We start from the raw sequence: 19,729 nt of genomic DNA, 5'->3' as shown, positions 1-19,729 counted from the left end.
CGAGAAGTGGTCGCATCCGATTTCGGGGCGTGGGAACACTGCCACGCCCTTCCCCGTCCCCGCCCTTCCCCGACTCCGCGACCGGAGCACACGGGGCAGGCGGGAACCCTGGCCGCGACGGGCGGACAGGACCGGGAACTCAGAGATAGGACCTCCGGATGACCAACCCCGCAGGTGGTTTCGGACTTGCCGACGATCCGATCGTCCAGGCGAAGAACAAGATCATCGAAACCGCGGAGCAGGTGTCCAAGCAGTCCAGGGAGCTGGCCGACATCCTCGCGACGGTCAGCGCGGGATGGACGGGTGTCGGCGCCTCGGGATTCACATCCGCACAGATCGTGATCAACGAGGACCACGACGAGATCCGCCGGCTCCTCAACGTGCTCCTCAACGCGGTGGGCCAGACCAAGAACCTCAGCAACGCCAACGACGACGAGGTCCGTGCGGCCTTCAACGCGGTGAAGGAGCCGGCGTCGTCCGGCAACACCTCCGGGCTGAACGGCATCTGAGCCGCGCCGCAGCACCCCTTCCGTACACACGCCGAGCACCGAGGAGCAGACAGATGGCGACCGACCCGAACACCAAGGTCAGGTACGAGAGCGTCCAGGAGATGGCGAACCGCATCCGTGTGGTCTCGCAGAACATCATCAAGGACCTCCAGGAGATGGACGCGGCACTGAAGGTCGTCACCGACACCTGGGACGGTGAGGCACACAGGGAGTACGTGCACCTCCAGTCCAAGTACAAGGGCAAGGCCGAGCACATGAAGACCCGCCTGGAACACGTCGCGAAGATCATCGAGTCCGGCAAGGACAGCTACCGCTCGACGGATGTGAAGGCCTCGCGCCTGTTCACCGAGGGGTACTGACCGCGGCACCGCACACGCAGAAGGGGCACGCTCGACGAAGCGTGCCCCTTGTCCTGCCCGTACGGCGTCCTACGTGAGGTCGAACTCGCCGTCCCGCGCACCCAGTACGAACGCCCGCCACTCGGCCTCCGTGTACCGCAGCACCGTCTCCGGATCCAGCGAGGACCGCATCGCCACCGCTCCGCCCGGCAGATGTGCGATCTCGACGCGCTCCTCGGCCTCTTCCGTACCGGGCGCACTCAGCCACTCGACCCCCGAGATGTCGAGTGCGTACAGCTCGTCCTTCTCCTGCTGCGTGCCCATCAGATGCCTTCCTCTCCTGCGGCGGAACATGTTCGTCGCCCGCGTGCAGACTATCCCCGCTCCCGCGTCCCACAGGCCCGGTATGGACAGCTTCCGACCCGCGGTGGTAGGGACCGCTCGCCCCACGGAATCCTCGGGACCAGGTACGCGACGCCGGTGCGGTTGCCGCGATGTCGATGAGGCACCGGTCCACCCCGCCGCCGGCGGGGAGGGGCTCCCGGTCCCGTCGGTCAGTGCTGCTCCGGCAGCCGCCCGATCTGCACCAGCGGGTTCCCCCGCCGGCGCGAGGCGAAGTACCCGCGTCCCGGCGGCATCGGATGCCCCCGCACCGGCCCGATCAGATCGCCCTCGGACGGATCGCCGGACAGCACCACGCCCTGCGCACCGAGCTCCTTGACGCGCTGCATGAACGACTCGTACATCGATCGCGAGGCCCCCGCAGAGTTGCGCGCGATGATGAACCGGACGCCCGTGTCCCGGGCGAACGGCAGATACTCCGCGAGCGGGGCCAGCGGGTTGCCCGCGTTCGTCGCCACCAGGTCGTAGTCGTCGACGATGATGAAGATCTGCGGACCGGTCCACCAGCTGCGGTCGCGCAACTGCCGCGGCGTGACGTCCGTCGGCGGCTGCCGCCGCGAGAACACACCGGCCAGCGCCTCCATGTGCATCTGCATGGAACTCGCCATCGGCGCGTACTCCAGCAGATGGCTCTCCGGCAGCGCACCCAGCAGGGCCCGCCGGTAGTCGCCGACGACGAGCTTCGCCTCGTCGGGGGAGTAGCGCTCCGCGATCTGCTTCGCGATCAGACGCAGCAGATTCGTCTTCCCCGATTCGCTCTCCCCGAAGATCAGGAAGAACGGGTCCGTCTCGAAGTCGACGAACACCGGTTCCAGATCGGTCTCGTCGATACCGATCGCGATCCCGCGCTGCGGGAACTCGAAGCCCTTCGGCAGCTGCTCGGCGGGCAGTTTCCGCGGCAGCAGCCGTACGGCGGGCGCCGAAGGGCCCGCCCAGTTGGACTTCACCGTCTCGACGAAGGCCGCCGTGCCGTCGGAGAGATCCGCCGCGCTGCTGGTGGAGTCGATACGCGGCAGTGCCCCCATGAAGTGCAGCTTCTCCGGCACCTGACCGCGTCCCGGTACGCCCTGCGGAACGTTCACCGCAACCCTGCGGTCGAACTCGGAGTCCATGACGTCACCGAGCCGCAGTTCCAGCCGGCCGAGGATCTGATCCTTGAGCGCGGCACGTACCTCCATGTACCGGGCGGCCGTGATCACCACATGGACGCCGTACCCGAGACCACGCGAGGCGATGTCCGTGACGACCTGCTCCAGCATCTCGTACTCGGCGCGGAAGCCGCCCCAGCCGTCGACGACCAGGAACACGTCGCCCCACGGCTCGCCCGGCAGCTCACCGAGGGCGCGCTTGCGCCGGTATGTGGCGACGGAGTCGACGCAGTGGGCGCGGAAGAACTCCTCGCGCCGGTTCAGCACCCCCGCGACCTCGGCGACCGTACGCCGCACCCGCTCCGGATCCAGCCGCGACGCCATCCCGCCCACATGCGGCAGGTCCGCCAGTGAGACCAGTCCGCCGCCACCGAAGTCGAGCCCGTAGAACTGCACTTCGTGCGGGGTGTGGGTGAGCGCGAACGAAGAGATCAGCGTCCGCATCATCGTCGACTTCCCGGACTGCGGACCGCCGACCACCAGCATGTGGCCCGCCGCACCGGAGAAGTCCCGGTACAGCACTTCACGCCGCTGCTCGAACGGCTTGTCGATGAGGCCGAGCGGAACGGTCAGCCCGCCCGGACGCGTGTACTCCGTCGCCGTGAACCCCCGGTCCGCGGTCGGCGCGAGCCCCGGCAGCAACTGGTCCAGCGTCGGCGCCCGGTCCAGCGGCGGCAGCCACACCTGATGGGCGGGCACCCCCTGCCCCTCGAGGCGCCGCACGATCACATCGAGCACCGTGTCCGCGAGCGCGTCGTCCTCCGCACTCGTCCGCGAGGCGACCACATGGGCAGGGTCCGGCGCCGCGTACACCACCGGCACCGGCAGTGCGCTGAACACCGCGGGACGCCGGTCGACCGGCAGTGCCCCCACCGACAGATCCGGCCCACCCGTGCGGTACGTCCCCGACACGTACGCCGCCTTGAACCGGGTCATCTCGTCCGTACCGAACTTGAGATAGCCGGAACCCGGCACCGACGGCAGGTGATAGGCGTCGGGCACCCCCAGCGCGGTACGCGACTCGGCCGCCGAGAAGGTCCGCAGCCCGATCCGGTACGAGAGATAGGTGTCCAGACCGCGCAGCTTGCCTTCCTCCAGGCGCTGCGAGGCGAGCAGCAGATGTACACCCAGCGAGCGGCCGATACGGCCGATCTGGATGAACATGTCGATGAAGTCCGGCTTGGCGGTGAGCAGTTCGGAGAACTCGTCGATGACCAGGACCAGTGAGGCCAGCGGTTCCAGCGCCGCGCCCGCCGCCCGCGCCTTCTCGTAGTCGTGGATATTGGCGTAGTTGCCGGCCGACCTCAACAGTTCCTGCCGCCGCTGCAGTTCACCGCGGATCGCGTCACCCATGCGGTCGACGAGCGTCAGATCGTCCGCCAGGTTGGTGATGACCGCCGCCACGTGCGGCATGTGCGACATCCCGGCGAACGTCGCACCACCCTTGAAGTCCGCCAGCACGAAGTTGAGCGTCTCCGAGGAGTGCGTGACCGCGAGCCCCAGGACCAGCGTCCGCAGCAGCTCGGACTTGCCGGAACCGGTCGCACCGACACACAACCCGTGCGGACCCATGCCCTCCTGCGCGGCCTCCTTCAGGTCCAGCATCACCGGTTGGCCGTCCTCGCCGACCCCGATCGGCACCCGCAGCCGATCGGAGACCGACCGCGGCCGCCAGGTGCGCGCCACATCGACCGCACCCGCATCACCGAGGTTCAGCAGATCCGTGAAGTCCAGGTTGGCGAGCAGCGGTTCGTCGTCGTCGCCCCCGTCCATGCGCAGCGGTGCGAGCTGCCGGGCCAGCGCCTCGGCCGCGGGCAGCGACAGCCCGTCCGGCACGCCCTCGTACGCCAGCCCCGCCCCCGACTCCAGTCGCAGCAGGCCTGGCCGCACCACCACCGACAGGCCGCCGCGAGGCTCGTCCAGCTCCCCCGGGACGACCTCGACGATCGTCACACCCTGCAGTCCCTCGGCCGCCGCGAACAGCGAATCCGGCGGCACCATCCCGCCGTCGAGAACCACCACGATGTGCGGCTGGTCCAGCAGCGGCTGACTCTCCCGTCCGAACCGCGGCCGCCCCTCCAGCCGGCCGGCCAGCAGCTGCTCCAGCTCGCCCAGGTCGTCGCCGAACAACCGCTTCGTACCGGCCCCGTCGACCTGCCCCGGCACCTGTGCATGCGGAAGCCACTTCGTCCAGTCCCAGCGTGCCACCGCACCGGGTGCCGCCACCACGGCGACCATCAGATCCTCGGGGGAGTGGAGCGTCACCAGTTGTGCGACCAGCGCCCGCGCCGCCGACTGTGCCGCCTCCGGCTGACCGGAGACCGTCACGTGATAGAAGGCCCGCATCGACACGGCCATCGGCAGGCCGTCCAACGACCCGTGCACCGCGAGGAATTGCTGCATCGCCCCCGCACACATCGGTTCCAGCTCATCCACCGGCGCGGTGTCCGGGGCGATCAGCGGAGTCGACAGCTGCTGCGCCCCGAGCCCGACCCGTACCTGCCCGAAGTCGCCGTCCCCGACCCGCCGCTCCCACACCCGGCTGCCCTCGGCGACCACCGACCACAACTGCTCAGGAGCGGGCTGCAGATACAGCTGCACGTCGCGCTGGGCGCGCGCGGTCCGACGTACCGTACGCCGCGTCTGAGCCAGGTATCTGAGGTAGTCGCGCCGCACATCCGCCATTTGCCCCTGCGTACCGCGACGGTGCCGGACCAGCTGTGCGACCACCATGCCGACGGTCGAGACAAGCATCAGAACGCCCATGACGCGCATGAACGCAGGAGCCTGCGGCGAGAAGAAGAAGACCACCGACGAACCCATGCCGAGCACCGGCAGGATCTGCATCAGCATGCCCTCCTGCTGCCCGCGCGGCAGTTCGGGAGGAGCCTCCAACATCAAATCGTCCGTGGGTACTTCGGGCGGCAGGGACCGCGGCGGTCGTTTCACGACGATCTGGCTCACCGGAACATCAATCCCTCGGTACGGACGGGCGGAGGACCGGTCGAACCCGCACCGAAGCCCCCCGTGGCTGCGTTTGCTTGCGGACGTCCCTCCGCGCGACGGTGATCCTACTTGCCGATGACCTTTCCTCCTCCCGGTAGGGTGGCGCGCGCACCGTGCGCAACCGCGAATCAGGGGGACCAGACACGTGAGTACGACTGCAGCGACGGGCTTCTGCCGCGTCACTGTCGTGGCGCCCGACAGCCGTATCGACGTCGCCCTGCCGGAGGACATCGCAGTCGCCGACATCTACCCGGAGATCCTCCGGCTCACCGGCCAGACCCAGGCGGCCGGCAACCCCACCGGTTACCACCTGGTGCGGCGCGACGGCACGGTGCTCGACGGCGCGCGCACGCTCGCGGCCCAGCAGGTGCTCGACGGCGAACTGCTCAGCCTGCGCCCGTTCGCGCAGTCACTGCCGCCCGCCGTCTTCGACGACGTGTCGGACGCCGTCGCCTCGGCCGTCACCCGGGACCGACACCTGTGGAGCGACGAACTCCTGCGCGGCGCCGGTCTGCTGGGCGGCGTGCTGCTCCTCGTACTGATGGGCTTCGTCCTCTGGTTCGCCGACCCCGTCCGGCACGACATGCACAGCCTGCCCGGCATCATCGCGGGCTCCGCCGGACTGCTGCTCACCGCGTTCGCGGGGGTACGCGCCCGGGTCTACGGAGACCGGCCCACCGCGGTCGCGCTCGGCCTCGGCGCGCTGCCCCTCGTACTCATCGCAGGCTCCGGCATCATCGGCCCGGACGCCGGCCAGGGCCCCGGCCGGCTGCAGTTCCTGCTCGGCTGCGTGTCCGTCCTGGTCGCGTCCGTCGTCCTGGTCGCTCTGACCCCGAGCGGCGACGCCCCGTTCGTCGCGGCGACCTTCGTCGCCACCGTCGGCACCCTCGCCACCTTCGTAGCGATCCTCACCGAGGTCTCCGCCACCGGGACCGCCGCTGTCTGTGCCCCGGTCGCCCTCGGCCTCGTCGCCTTCCTGCCCGGTCTGTCCGCCCGCTTCGCCCGGCTGCCCATCGGTTACGCGTCGCCACGCACCGCTCCGGGGGGTTACGACGACGGCTTCGCGAACCCGAGCACCTCCCCGGAGCCCGAAGGCGTCCCCGTCGACGCCGACCGCATCGCCGCCCAGGCCCGCCGCGGCCACGAGATGCTGCTCGGCCTGGTCGGCGGCTGCGCGGCCGTCGTCGTCGGGTCCGCCGCCGTCCTGGGTTTCTCCGGCAACGTCTGGGGTCGCCTGCTCGCACTCGCCGCCGGACTCGCGATGCTGCTCCGCGCCCGCCTCTTCCGCTACACCTCGCAGGTCACCTGTGTGCTGGTGGCGGGCATCGGCGCGATCGCCCTGCTGATCCTCGGCGTCTCCCTGAACCCGCCGGCCGACCTGGTGAGGGAGCTGGCCCGGTACGGGGAGAGCGGCTCCCTGGACATCCGCACGGTCTGGCTCTCCGCGGCCGTGGCCGCGGGCGCCGCACTGTTGACGGCGATCGGCCTGATCATTCCCCGCAAGGGCCTCTCCCCGTTCTGGGGCCGCCTCCTCGACCTCACGGAGAGCGCCCTCCTCCTCTCCCTGGTCCCGCTCTGCCTGGCGGTACTGGACGTCTTCGCCAGAGCGAGAGCCCTCACCAGCTGAACCGATCCCTGCCGGGCATGACGGTCCCGTCAGGGATCGAGGACGAAGCGGCACCCTGCCGCCCACGCCCACCGGCCCCCGGCAACCCGGCTCTGCCGACCTGGTACGCTGTGTGACGGCCGTTTGTGTACGCGCCCCCGGATCATCCTGAGGGCTGCGCTCATCGGACCTTCGTCCTCGAGTAACGGAAGACCCCCTGAGATCAAGACCAGGGGCACTCGTGGGCGCATCGGAACATCAAAGAGGAGTACCGCGTGTCGCTCGACGCCGCTACGAAGAAGCAGATCATGTCCGAGTTCGCCACCAAGGAGGGTGACACCGGTTCCCCCGAGGTCCAGGTGGCCATGCTCTCCCGTCGCATCTCGGACCTGACGGAGCACCTCAAGACGCACAAGCACGACCACCACTCCCGCCGTGGTCTGCTGATCCTGGTCGGCCAGCGTCGCCGCCTCCTGCAGTACCTGGCCAAGAAGGACATCCAGCGCTTCCGTGCCCTGGTCGACCGCCTCGGCATCCGCCGCGGTGCGGCCGGCGGCGCCAAGTAAGACGCCGTGAAGGGAGCGGTTCCCACGACTGAGGGAACCGCTCCCTTTGTTGTACGTACAGGTGTGCGTGCATCAGCATGTACGGGACGTGACCGGCTCGCCCGGTCGACCGGAATGCCAAGCTGAGCCGAATCTCAGTAACCTGGTCCCGGAACGTCCCGCAGACGAGCGGAAGAAGCAAGCTCCCCGCCGCCGGTCCTCGGTAGTGGCCCCCGGACAGAGCAACCCGGGTGCTTCGATCGAAGACCGGCCCGCCGATGGAGCGCTTCTCCGCACCGTCCCCCGCCACACGGGCGTGGGGGCGAGAAGACGATATGTATCGGAGAAAACGCTAGTGGAGAACGAGACCCACTACGCCGAGGCCGTTATCGACAACGGAACCTTCGGCACCCGCACCATCCGCTTCGAGACGGGCCGCCTGGCCAAGCAGGCCGCCGGCTCCGCCGTTGCGTACCTGGACGACGACACCATGGTGCTGTCGGCCACCACGGCTTCCAAGAAGCCGAAGGACCAGCTCGACTTCTTCCCCCTCACGGTGGACGTCGAGGAGCGGCAGTACGCCGCGGGCAAGATCCCCGGCTCCTTCTTCCGCCGCGAGGGCCGCCCCTCCGAGGACGCGATCCTCACCTGCCGTCTGATCGACCGGCCGCTGCGCCCCTCCTTCAAGAAGGGCCTGCGCAACGAGATCCAGATCGTCGAGACGATCATGGCGCTCAACCCTGATCACCTGTACGACGTGATCGCGATCAACGCCGCCTCCTGCTCCACGCAGCTGGCCGGCCTGCCCTTCTCCGGCCCGATCGGTGGCACCCGTGTCGCCCTGATCAAGGGCCAGTGGGTCGCCTTCCCGACGCACACCGAGCTCGAGGACGCCGTCTTCGACATGGTCGTCGCCGGTCGCGTCCTGGAGGACGGCGACGTCGCGATCATGATGGTCGAGGCCGAGGCCACCGAGAAGACCATCCAGCTCGTCAAGGACGGCGCCGAGGCCCCGACCGAAGAGGTCGTCGCCGCCGGCCTCGAGGCCGCGAAGCCGTTCATCAAGGCCCTCTGCAAGGCCCAGTCGGAGCTCGCCGCCAAGGCTGCCAAGCCCACCGGCGAGTTCCCGGTCTTCCTCGACTACCAGGACGACGTCCTGGAGGCGCTCACCGCCGCCGTCAGCACCGAGCTCGCCAAGGCGCTCACCATCGCCGGCAAGCAGGAGCGCGAGGCCGAGCTGGACCGCATCAAGGAGATCGCCGGCGAGAAGCTGCTCCCGCAGTTCGAGGGCCGCGAGAAGGAGATCTCCGGTGCCTACCGCGCGCTGACCAAGAAGCTGGTCCGCGAGCGCGTCATCAAGGACAAGGTCCGCATCGACGGCCGTGGCGTCACGGACATCCGTACGCTCGCCGCCGAGGTCGAGGCCATCCCGCGCGTGCACGGCTCGGCGCTGTTCGAGCGTGGCGAGACCCAGATCCTGGGCGTCACCACCCTGAACATGCTCCGCATGGAGCAGCAGCTGGACACCCTCTCCCCGGTGACCCGCAAGCGCTACATGCACAACTACAACTTCCCGCCGTACTCCGTCGGTGAGACCGGCCGCGTGGGCTCGCCCAAGCGCCGCGAGATCGGCCACGGTGCGCTCGCCGAGCGCGCCATCGTGCCGGTGCTGCCGTCGCGCGAGGAGTTCCCCTACGCGATCCGCCAGGTCTCCGAGGCGCTGGGCTCCAACGGCTCGACGTCCATGGGCTCGGTCTGCGCCTCCACCATGTCGCTGCTGAACGCCGGTGTGCCGCTCAAGGCCGCCGTCGCCGGTATCGCCATGGGTCTGATCTCCCAGGAGATCGACGGCAAGACCCACTACGTCGCCCTGACCGACATCCTCGGTGCCGAGGACGCGTTCGGTGACATGGACTTCAAGGTCGCCGGTACGAAGCAGTTCGTCACCGCGCTCCAGCTCGACACCAAGCTCGACGGCATCCCCGCCTCGGTCCTGGCCGCCGCGCTGAAGCAGGCCCGCGACGCCCGCCTCCACATCCTCGATGTGATGAACGAGGCCATCGACGTCCCGGACGAGATGTCCCCGAACGCCCCGCGGATCATCACCGTCAAGATCCCGGTGGACAAGATCGGTGAGGTCATCGGCCCCAAGGGCAAGATGATCAACCAGATCCAGGAGGACACCGGCGCCGACATCACGATCGAGGACGACGGCACCATCTACATCGGTGCCCAGCAGGGCTCGCAGGCCGAGGCCGCCCGCGCCACGATCAACGCGATCGCCAACCCGACCATGCCGGAGGTCGGCGAGCGTTACCTGGGTACGGTCGTCAAGACCACCACCTTCGGTGCGTTCGTCTCGCTCATGCCCGGCAAGGACGGCCTGCTGCACATCTCGCAGATCCGCAAGCTCGCCGGTGGCAAGCGCGTGGAGAACGTCGAGGACGTGGTTGCGGTCGGAGCCAAGGTCCAGGTCGAGATCGCCGAGATCGACTCCCGCGGCAAGCTCTCCCTCATCCCCGTGATCGAGGGCGAAGAGGACGAGAAGAAGGACGACGCCGCCAAGTGACGTCCCGTAGTTCCGTGGCGACGGCCCGCACCTCTTCGGAGGCGCGGGCCGTCGCCCGTACCCAAACGCTTCTCAAGGGCACCAACGGCATCGGCACCGTTCGCCGCACGGTTCTCCCCGGCGGCCTCCGGATCGTCACCGAGACCCTGCCCTCCGTACGCTCCGCCACCTTCGGTATCTGGGCCAACGTCGGATCACGCGACGAGACGCCCAGCCTGAACGGCGCGACGCACTACCTCGAGCACCTCCTCTTCAAGGGCACGGCCAAGCGCAGCGCCCTCGACATCTCGTCCGCGATCGACGCGGTCGGCGGCGAGATGAACGCCTTCACGGCGAAGGAGTACACCTGCTACTACGCGCGGGTCCTCGACACCGACCTGCCGCTGGCCATCGATGTCGTCTGCGACATGCTGACCGGCTCGCTGATCGCCGCCGAGGACGTCGACGCCGAGCGTGGCGTCATCCTCGAAGAGATCGCGATGACCGAGGACGACCCGGGCGACTGCGTGCACGACCTGTTCGCGCACACGATGCTCGGCGACACGCCCCTGGGCCGCCCGGTCCTCGGCACGGTCGACACGATCAACGCGCTGAACCGTGGTCAGATCGCCCGCTTCTACAAGAAGCACTACGACCCCACCCACCTGGTCGTCGCCGCCGCCGGCAACGTCGACCACGCCACGGTCGTACGCCAGGTCCGCAAGGCCTTCGAGCGCGCCGGCGCCCTGTCGCGCACGGATGCCGTCCCGGTCGCACCCCGCGAAGGGTCCCGCACCCTCCGCACCGCGGGCCGGGTCGAGCTGCTGAACCGCAAGACAGAGCAGGCCCATGTCGTCCTCGGCGTCCCCGGCCTCGCCCGCACCGACGACCGACGCTGGGCGCTCGGGGTACTCAACACCGCCCTGGGCGGTGGCATGAGCTCCCGCCTCTTCCAGGAGGTACGGGAGAAGCGCGGCCTCGCCTACAGCGTGTACTCGTACACCTCGGGCTTCGCCGACTGCGGACTCTTCGGCGTGTACGCGGGGTGCCGGCCCAGCCAGGTCCACGACGTCCTGAAGATCTGCCGCGACGAACTCGACCGGGTAGCGTCCGACGGACTGAGCGACGAAGAGATCGGCCGCGCCATCGGGCAGCTCTCCGGCTCCACCGTCCTCGGCCTGGAGGACACCGGCGCCCTGATGAACCGTATCGGCAAGAGCGAGCTGTGCTGGGGCGAGCAGATGTCGGTCGACGACATGCTGAGCCGGATAGCGCAGGTCACCCCGGACGACGTCCGGGCAGTGGCCGGCGAGGTACTCGGACAGCGCCCCTCGCTCTCCGTCATCGGTCCGCTCAAGGACAAGCAGGCCGGCCGCCTCGACGAAGCGGTCTCCTAATCCACCCGTAAGGAAGCAGAGCAATGAGCAAGCTGCGCGTGGCCGTTCTCGGCGCCAAGGGCCGTATCGGATCCGAAGCGGTACGAGCCGTCGAGGCCGCCGACGACATGGAGCTGGTGGCCGCACTCAGCCGCGGCGACAAGCTGGAGACCCTTGCGGAGACCGGCGCCCAGGTCGCGGTCGAACTCACCACACCCGCGTCGGTGATGGGAAACCTCGACTTCTGCATCCGGCACGGGATCAACGCGGTCGTCGGCACCACCGGCTGGACCGACGAACGGCTCGCGCAGCTGAACACCTGGCTCTCCGCATCCCCGGAGACCGGTGTGCTCATCGCGCCGAACTTCTCCATCGGCGCCGTCCTCACCATGAAGTTCGCGGAGCAGGCCGCACGCTACTTCGAGTCCGTCGAGGTCGTCGAACTGCACCACCCCAACAAGGTCGACGCACCCTCCGGCACCGCCACCCGCACCGCCCAGCTGATCGCCGAAGCCCGGAAGAAGGCCGGCTGCACCCCGCAGCCCGACGCCACGGCCACGGCGCTCGACGGCGCCCGTGGCGCGAACGTCGACGGTGTCCCGGTCCACGCGATCAGGCTCCGTGGCCTCCTCGCCCACCAGGAGGTGCTGCTCGGCGGCGAGGGCGAGACCCTCACCATCCGCCACGACTCCCTGCACCACAGCAGCTTCATGCCGGGCATCCTGCTGGGTGCACGCCGTGTGGTGACCACTCCGGGCCTCACCTTCGGCCTGGAACACTTCCTCGACCTGAACTGACTGAGCCCACCGCCATGCGCGCAAAGATCACTTACTCCGTCACCGCCGCCGTCCTGGTCTTCTACTTCGCCCTGGTCGGCAGCCGTGGCGTGCTGCTCATCGAGCACGGCACACTGCTCACCGTCACCTTCGGGGTCGCGGTGCTGATCCTGCCGGTGATCGGCATCTGGTTCCTCTGGAAGAACACGCAGTTCGTCCGCAGGGCCAACGCCCTCGCCGCAGAGCTGGACGCCGAGGGCGGCCTGCCCGTCGACGAGCTGGTCCGTACCCCGGCCGGTCGTATCGACCGCGACTCGGCCGATGCCGTCTTCGTGCGGCGCCGCGAGGAGACCGAGGACTCCCCGGACGACTGGCGCTGCTGGTTCCGGCTCGCCGTCGCCTACCAGGACGCCCGGGACACCCCGCGCGCCCGCAAGGCCATGCAGCGCGCCATCGCCCTGCACAGGAGCACATCGAGCCCGGCGGCCGCATCGGCCCCGTCGGTCACATCGAGCTCGTCCGGCGACTGAGCACATCTTCCGAGCTCCTCCGGCGGCGGTGGACAGAACCGGCCGCCGGGCGGGCTCGGAGCTCTAGCTGTGCCGGTACTCGTCGTCCCAGGCCTCTATCGTGTCCGCGGCCCGGTCGAACGCCTCGCTGCGCCCCAGGAAGTCCGCGTTGCTGTCGGTGAGCAGCGGCGGGACGGCCTCGCCACCCAGACGTACGAGGATCAGGGCCTGCCCCTGCACCGTGCGCGGGAATCCGAGCCACTTCACCGGCTGCTGCACCGTACGGACGGCGGTGACCCGGTTCCACGGCACGGTCGTCGTTATGAAGAAGCCCACCCGCCGCACTCCGTGCCGGCTCACCCAGGCACCGACCCGGAGCATCCGCAGGGCGCAGAGGATCACCACAAGGGCGAGCCCGAGGCATGCCGCCGCACCGGGCAGCGCCCCGGCGAACGCGATGATCATTCCTGCGATCAGCACGAACGAGGCGAGCAACAACAGGGTGGCCGCCGCGGCGACCCGCCACGGCCCGGGGCGGTAGGGGCGCCGCCAGGTGTCGTGGTCGTCGAACGGCAGCGCGATGTCGTCAGCGCTCGCGTCAAACGCGCGGTCGGCCGTCAGAAAGGGCAGGGGCACGACTGATCCTCACTCACAAGCACGCTCGATTGCTGTGCCCGGTGAGGCTACCGAGCAGGCCACCGCGGCTACCACCCCAGGGGCCCCGTACGAGTCAGGGGCCGTGAGCGGCCTCGGTCTGCTGAGTGTGCGAGGGATCGTCGGCCGGGGCAAGCGCGGGAAGGCCGAGAATCAGTGATCCGGCGAGGCCGGCGAGCACGGTCAGTCCTACGAGGGAACGGGCTGCCAGCTGGGCGGCGGTGGCGCGTTGCCGGGGCGGTGGCGTGACGTTGCTACGGAATCGGTCGGCCTCGGCCACGAAGGCGAACGGGACGGCTTCACGCCGGCGGAACATGAGGAAGCTCTCCTTGATCTCTGTTACAGGTGCTGCTAGAGAGTCAGACGCGCGCCGCGCCCATTCGGTGCCCCGAATCACCGGATTGGCCGAAGAAATCCCCGGGCGGGCCTTCCGTGCCTCGTTGTCAGTGGCGGCCCGTAGAGTGGGCGCCGCCCGAGCGACGCAATTGGAAGGACCCCGCCGGTGACCGAGACCCCCGAGCCCGCAAAGCCCAGCTTCCGCAGCGATGTCACCGTCGAGCTGGTGAAGCACTCCGCGGCCGACTCCGACGTCCTGTTCGCCGCCCGTGTCTCCACGGCCGGAGAGCAGTCCCTGGAGGAGATCAACAAGGACCCGGAGCGTTCGAAGGGGCTCATCAACTTTCTGATGCGCGACCGCCACGGGTCCCCGTTCGAGCACAACTCGATGACGTTCTTCATCAGCGCCCCGATCTTTGTGTTCCGCGAGTTCATGCGTCACCGGGTCGGCTGGTCGTACAACGAGGAATCAGGCCGTTACAGGGAGCTGGAGCCGGTCTTCTACGTCCCCGGTGAGGCGCGCAAGCTCGTTCAGCAGGGCCGCCCCGGCAAGTACGAGTTCGTCGAGGGCACCGCGGCCCAGCAGGAGCTCACGGGCCGTGTGATGGAGGACTCGTACCGCCAGGCGTACGAGGCCTACCAGGAGATGCTCGCCGCCGGAGTGGCCCGTGAGGTCGCCCGCGCCGTGCTCCCGGTGGGGCTGTTCTCGTCGATGTACGCCACGTGCAATGCCCGCTCGCTGATGCACTTCCTCGGCCTGCGCACCCAGCACGAGCTGGCGAAGGTGCCGTCCTTCCCCCAGCGGGAGATCGAAATGGTCGGTGAACAGATGGAGGAGCAGTGGGCGCAGCTCATGCCGCTCACCCATGCAGCCTTCAACAAAAATGGACGCGTAGCCCCGTAGGCGGTGTCCGTATTGCGGCGTTTCGTGAAGTTCATCTAGGCTGATCAAACGGACCCGGCACTGCTTGAACCCCCGAGCAGGCAGTGCCGGGCTCCTATCCCTTGTCCCCCCGAGGGGACACCGCGCGCTGAGCAACGAGTAGCGTGTTACCCATGGCTCCGATCTCCACTCCGCAGACCCCCTTCGGGCGGGTCCTCACCGCTATGGTCACGCCCTTCACGGCGGACGGCGCACTCGACCTCGACGGCGCCCAGCGGCTCGCCGCCCATCTGGTGGACGCAGGTAATGACGGCCTGATCATCAATGGCACCACCGGCGAGTCCCCGACCACCAGCGACGCGGAGAAAGACCAGCTCGTAAGGGCTGTCCTGGAAGCCGTAGGGGACCGGGCCCATGTCGTCGCCGGTATCGGCACGAACGACACCCGCCACAGCGTCGAACTGGCCCGTACGGCTGAGCGTGCCGGCGTCCACGGCCTTCTCGCGGTGACGCCGTACTACAACAAGCCGCCGCAGGAAGGCCTCCTCCGTCACTTCACGGCCATCGCGGACGCCACCGGTCTGCCGGTGATGCTCTACGACATTCCCGGCCGCAGCGGTGTGCCGATCGACACGGAGACGCTGGTCCGGCTCGCCGAGCACCCGCGCATCGTCGCCAACAAGGACGCCAAGGGCGACCTGGGCCGCGCCAGCTGGGCCATCGCCCGGTCCGGCCTCGCCTGGTACTCCGGCGACGACATGCTGAACCTGCCGTTGCTCTCGGTCGGCGCCATCGGCTTCGTCTCCGTCGTCGGCCACGTCGTCACCCCCGACCTGCGCGCCCTCATCGAGGCGTACCTCGGCGGAGACGTCCAGAAGGCCACGGAGATCCACCAGAAGCTCCTGCCGGTCTTCACCGGCATGTTCCGCACCCAGGGTGTGATCACCACCAAGGCCGCGCTCGCCCTCCAGGGCCTGCCCGCCGGCCCGCTCCGCCTCCCTCTGGTGGAACTCACCGCACAGGAAACGGCGCAGCTCAAGATCGATCTCGCCGCCGGTGGGGTACAGCTGTAACCACAGACTTCACAACTGAATACGCGAAGAAATCTCGCAACAGCGACAACACAGACAACAGCAAGTGCACGATTGACATGCGCGCCACGTGCCTCAGCGGTACGTGGCGCGCGTGGTAAGGAGAGTCTTTTGAGTCATCCGCACCCCGAACTCGGCACCCCGCCGAAGCTCCCGAAGGGTGGCCTCCGCGTCACTCCACTGGGCGGCCTCGGCGAAATCGGCCGCAACATGACGGTTTTCGAGTACGGCGGCCGCCTGCTCATCGTCGACTGCGGAGTGCTCTTCCCCGAGGAGGAGCAGCCCGGAATCGACCTGATCCTGCCGGACTTCACGACGATCCGGGACCGTCTCGACGACATCGAGGGCATCGTCCTCACGCACGGCCACGAGGACCACATCGGTGGTGTCCCGTATCTGCTGAGGCTGAAGCCGGACATCCCGCTCATCGGCTCCAAGCTGACCCTCGCCCTGATCGAGGCGAAGCTCCAGGAGCACCGCATCCGTCCGTACACCCTCGAAGTCGCCGAGGGCCAGCGCGAGCGCATCGGCGTCTTCGACTGCGAGTTCATCGCGGTCAACCACTCCATCCCGGACGCGCTTGCGGTCGCCATCCGCACGCCCGCGGGCATGGCGGTCGCGACCGGTGACTTCAAGATGGACCAGCTTCCGCTGGACGGCCGTCTCACGGACCTGCACGCCTTCGCCCGGCTGAGCGAAGAAGGCATCGACCTTCTGCTCTCCGACTCGACGAACGCAGAGGTCCCCGGCTTCGTGCCGCCTGAGCGGGACATCTCCAACGTCCTGCGCACGGTCTTCGCGAACGCCCAGAAGCGCATCATCGTGGCGAGCTTCGCCAGCCATGTGCACCGCATCCAGCAGATCCTCGACGCGGCACACGAGTACGGCCGCCGGGTCGCCTTCGTCGGCCGTTCGATGGTCCGCAACATGGGCATCGCCCGTGACCTCGGCTATCTGAAGGTCCCCGCGGGCCTGGTCGTCGACGTCAAGACCCTCGACGACCTGCCGGACGACGAAGTCGTGCTGGTCTGCACGGGTTCCCAGGGCGAGCCGATGGCCGCACTGTCCCGCATGGCCAACCGCGACCACCAGATCCGGATCGTCCAGGGCGACACGGTGATCCTCGCGTCGTCCCTGATCCCGGGCAACGAGAACGCGGTCTACCGCGTGATCAACGGCCTGACCCGCTGGGGCGCCAACGTCGTCCACAAGGGCAACGCCAAGGTCCACGTCTCGGGCCACGCCTCGGCCGGCGAGCTGCTGTACTTCTACAACATCTGCAAGCCGAAGAACCTGATGCCGGTCCACGGCGAATGGCGCCACCTGCGGGCCAACGCCGAACTGGGTGCCCTCACCGGCGTACCCAAGGACCACATCGTCATCGCCGAGGACGGCGTCGTCGTCGACCTGGTCGACGGCAAGGCCAAGATCGTCGGCAAGGTCCAGGCCGGTTATGTGTACGTCGACGGCCTCTCGGTCGGAGACGTCACGGAGACCTCCCTCAAGGACCGTCGCATCCTCGGTGACGAGGGGATCATCTCGGTCTTCATCGTGGTCGACAGCTCCTCCGGCAAGATCACGGGTGGTCCGTACATCCAGGCCCGGGGCTCCGGGATCGACGACGCGGCATTCACCGCCGTCGTGCCGAAGATCGAGGAAGCGCTCAACAAGTCCGCCCAGGACGGCGTGGTGGAGCCGCACCAGCTCCAGCAACTGGTTCGTCGCTCGATGGGCAAGTGGGTGTCCGACACCTACCGCCGGCGCCCGATGATCCTCCCCGTCGTCGTCGAGGTCTGACGCCCCGACAGGAGCGAACTCCGGAGCGGGGTCCCCGATTTGCATCGGGGCGCCCCGCTCCAGTACGTTTACGGCTCCGCCTGATCGGGAAACACCCCGCGCACTCGTGCGTGGAGGTCACCTCGCAGGGGCGGGAATTCCGACTCAGAACTTCTGATAAAGTCGGTTCCGCCGAAAGGCAAAGGCCACTCCAACGGCCAATCGGAATCAAATTCGAACCGGTAAACGGAACGAAAATGAGTCTGGTAAGGTTGGAACCGCCGGAAAGGGAAACGCGAAAGCGAAGAACTGGAAAGCGGAACCCGCTTCGACCGGGAATCGGACACGAAAGAGTCTGATAAAGTCGGAAACGCAAGACCGAAGGGAAAAGCCCGGAGGAAAGCCCGAGAGGGTGAGTACAAAGGAAGCGTCCGTTCCTTGAGAACTCAACAGCGTGCCAAAAGTCAACGCCAGATATGTTGATACCCCGGCCTGCTTCGGCAGGTTGGTGGTTCCTTTGAAAGTCCTGCCGGGCCTTTGTGGTTCCGGTAGGCAATTACACAGCGAGGACGCTGTGGACGATCGGTCTTATTCCGGCTGATCGTCCCGCTCTCGTGATGTGTCTCCCGATTACGGGAAAACATTCACGGAGAGTTTGATCCTGGCTCAGGACGAACGCTGGCGGCGTGCTTAACACATGCAAGTCGAACGATGAAGCCTTTCGGGGTGGATTAGTGGCGAACGGGTGAGTAACACGTGGGCAATCTGCCCTTCACTCTGGGACAAGCCCTGGAAACGGGGTCTAATACCGGATAACACTCTGTCCCGCATGGGACGGGGTTAAAAGCTCCGGCGGTGAAGGATGAGCCCGCGGCCTATCAGCTTGTTGGTGGGGTGATGGCCTACCAAGGCGACGACGGGTAGCCGGCCTGAGAGGGCGACCGGCCACACTGGGACTGAGACACGGCCCAGACTCCTACGGGAGGCAGCAGTGGGGAATATTGCACAATGGGCGAAAGCCTGATGCAGCGACGCCGCGTGAGGGATGACGGCCTTCGGGTTGTAAACCTCTTTCAGCAGGGAAGAAGCGAGAGTGACGGTACCTGCAGAAGAAGCGCCGGCTAACTACGTGCCAGCAGCCGCGGTAATACGTAGGGCGCAAGCGTTGTCCGGAATTATTGGGCGTAAAGAGCTCGTAGGCGGCTTGTTGCGTCGGTTGTGAAAGCCCGGGGCTTAACCCCGGGTCTGCAGTCGATACGGGCAGGCTAGAGTGTGGTAGGGGAGATCGGAATTCCTGGTGTAGCGGTGAAATGCGCAGATATCAGGAGGAACACCGGTGGCGAAGGCGGATCTCTGGGCCATTACTGACGCTGAGGAGCGAAAGCGTGGGGAGCGAACAGGATTAGATACCCTGGTAGTCCACGCCGTAAACGTTGGGAACTAGGTGTTGGCGACATTCCACGTCGTCGGTGCCGCAGCTAACGCATTAAGTTCCCCGCCTGGGGAGTACGGCCGCAAGGCTAAAACTCAAAGGAATTGACGGGGGCCCGCACAAGCAGCGGAGCATGTGGCTTAATTCGACGCAACGCGAAGAACCTTACCAAGGCTTGACATATACCGGAAAGCATCAGAGATGGTGCCCCCCTTGTGGTCGGTATACAGGTGGTGCATGGCTGTCGTCAGCTCGTGTCGTGAGATGTTGGGTTAAGTCCCGCAACGAGCGCAACCCTTGTTCTGTGTTGCCAGCATGCCCTTCGGGGTGATGGGGACTCACAGGAGACTGCCGGGGTCAACTCGGAGGAAGGTGGGGACGACGTCAAGTCATCATGCCCCTTATGTCTTGGGCTGCACACGTGCTACAATGGCCGGTACAATGAGCTGCGATGCCGCGAGGCGGAGCGAATCTCAAAAAGCCGGTCTCAGTTCGGATTGGGGTCTGCAACTCGACCCCATGAAGTCGGAGTTGCTAGTAATCGCAGATCAGCATTGCTGCGGTGAATACGTTCCCGGGCCTTGTACACACCGCCCGTCACGTCACGAAAGTCGGTAACACCCGAAGCCGGTGGCCCAACCCCTTGTGGGAGGGAGCTGTCGAAGGTGGGACTGGCGATTGGGACGAAGTCGTAACAAGGTAGCCGTACCGGAAGGTGCGGCTGGATCACCTCCTTTCTAAGGAGCACTTCTTACCGGGCTTGCTCGGTCAGAGGCCACTACGTCGGCAAATGT

General features: G+C 67.5%; 15 protein-coding genes and 1 rRNA gene. 12 read left to right on the top strand and 4 right to left on the bottom strand.

Going from position 1 to position 19,729, the window contains the following annotated elements; all coding sequences use genetic code 11:
• Positions 1-158: 158 nt before the first annotated feature.
• Both OG963_RS13795 and OG963_RS13790 read left to right on the top strand, forming a co-directional pair.
• Positions 159-509, top strand: a complete 351-nt coding sequence (locus OG963_RS13795) for a WXG100 family type VII secretion target (protein WP_030979817.1) — start codon at positions 159-161, stop codon at positions 507-509.
• Between the two features lie 53 nt (positions 510-562).
• On the top strand, positions 563-868 hold the full coding sequence (locus OG963_RS13790; RefSeq protein ID WP_371798953.1) for a WXG100 family type VII secretion target: 306 nt from the start codon (positions 563-565) through the stop codon (positions 866-868).
• A gap of 69 nt (positions 869-937) precedes the next feature.
• On the opposite strand, the gene OG963_RS13785 is transcribed toward OG963_RS13790, so the two are convergent.
• Positions 938-1,171, bottom strand: coding sequence for a DUF397 domain-containing protein (locus tag OG963_RS13785; protein WP_030933207.1), 234 nt, complete (start codon positions 1,169-1,171; stop codon positions 938-940).
• Positions 1,172-1,401: 230 nt separating this feature from the next.
• Positions 1,402-5,361 (bottom strand): type VII secretion protein EccCa, encoded by a 3,960-nt coding sequence (eccCa, locus tag OG963_RS13780; protein WP_093779676.1) that lies wholly within the window; start codon positions 5,359-5,361, stop codon positions 1,402-1,404.
• A gap of 187 nt (positions 5,362-5,548) precedes the next feature.
• On the opposite strand from eccCa, the gene eccD reads away from it, so the two are divergent.
• The 6 genes from eccD (at position 5,549) to OG963_RS13750 (ending at position 12,784) form a co-directional block, all read left to right on the top strand.
• On the top strand, positions 5,549-7,030 hold the full coding sequence (eccD, locus tag OG963_RS13775) for a type VII secretion integral membrane protein EccD (protein WP_093779678.1): 1,482 nt from the start codon (positions 5,549-5,551) through the stop codon (positions 7,028-7,030).
• Positions 7,031-7,284: 254 nt separating this feature from the next.
• Complete coding sequence (gene rpsO, locus OG963_RS13770) at positions 7,285-7,575, top strand: 30S ribosomal protein S15 (protein WP_030933198.1); 291 nt, start codon at positions 7,285-7,287, stop codon at positions 7,573-7,575.
• A 334-nt stretch (positions 7,576-7,909) separates the two neighbouring features.
• On the top strand, positions 7,910-10,123 hold the full coding sequence (locus OG963_RS13765; RefSeq protein WP_030933195.1) for a polyribonucleotide nucleotidyltransferase: 2,214 nt from the start codon (positions 7,910-7,912) through the stop codon (positions 10,121-10,123).
• Positions 10,120-11,499 (top strand): pitrilysin family protein, encoded by a 1,380-nt coding sequence (locus tag OG963_RS13760; protein ID WP_030933192.1) that lies wholly within the window; start codon positions 10,120-10,122, stop codon positions 11,497-11,499. The genes OG963_RS13765 and OG963_RS13760 overlap by 4 nt, the downstream gene beginning before the upstream one ends.
• A 23-nt stretch (positions 11,500-11,522) precedes the next feature.
• Positions 11,523-12,275, top strand: coding sequence for a 4-hydroxy-tetrahydrodipicolinate reductase (gene dapB, locus OG963_RS13755; protein ID WP_093779680.1), 753 nt, complete (start codon positions 11,523-11,525; stop codon positions 12,273-12,275).
• Between the two features lie 14 nt (positions 12,276-12,289).
• Positions 12,290-12,784, top strand: coding sequence for a tetratricopeptide repeat protein (locus OG963_RS13750; RefSeq protein ID WP_030933187.1), 495 nt, complete (start codon positions 12,290-12,292; stop codon positions 12,782-12,784).
• Between the two features lie 63 nt (positions 12,785-12,847).
• Here OG963_RS13750 and OG963_RS13745 read toward each other — a convergent pair whose 3' ends face one another.
• On the bottom strand, positions 12,848-13,399 hold the full coding sequence (locus OG963_RS13745; protein WP_030933184.1) for a hypothetical protein: 552 nt from the start codon (positions 13,397-13,399) through the stop codon (positions 12,848-12,850).
• Between the two features lie 94 nt (positions 13,400-13,493).
• A complete protein-coding gene (locus OG963_RS13740) occupies positions 13,494-13,733 on the bottom strand; it encodes a hypothetical protein (protein ID WP_030933181.1) in 240 nt (79 codons plus the stop codon).
• Between the two features lie 186 nt (positions 13,734-13,919).
• On the opposite strand from OG963_RS13740, the gene thyX reads away from it, so the two are divergent.
• The 4 genes from thyX (at position 13,920) to OG963_RS13720 (ending at position 19,672) form a co-directional block, all read left to right on the top strand.
• Complete coding sequence (gene thyX, locus OG963_RS13735) at positions 13,920-14,657, top strand: FAD-dependent thymidylate synthase (protein ID WP_093779682.1); 738 nt, start codon at positions 13,920-13,922, stop codon at positions 14,655-14,657.
• 152 nt (positions 14,658-14,809) lie between these two features.
• The gene (gene dapA / locus OG963_RS13730; protein ID WP_093779684.1) at positions 14,810-15,709 is read left to right on the top strand and encodes a 4-hydroxy-tetrahydrodipicolinate synthase; all 900 of its coding nucleotides are present in this window, start codon (positions 14,810-14,812) and stop codon (positions 15,707-15,709) included.
• Positions 15,710-15,838: 129 nt separating this feature from the next.
• Positions 15,839-17,524: a ribonuclease J gene (locus OG963_RS13725; protein ID WP_030933171.1), complete on the top strand. Its 1,686-nt coding sequence runs from the start codon at positions 15,839-15,841 to the stop codon at positions 17,522-17,524.
• 622 nt (positions 17,525-18,146) lie between these two features.
• Positions 18,147-19,672, top strand: a 16S ribosomal RNA gene (locus OG963_RS13720).
• The last annotated feature ends 57 nt before the right edge of the window (positions 19,673-19,729 follow it).

It is taken from the genome of Streptomyces sp. NBC_01707 (assembly GCF_041438805.1).
Lineage (GTDB): Bacteria > Actinomycetota > Actinomycetes > Streptomycetales > Streptomycetaceae > Streptomyces.
This window is presented reverse-complemented; position numbering and strand designations above follow the sequence as displayed.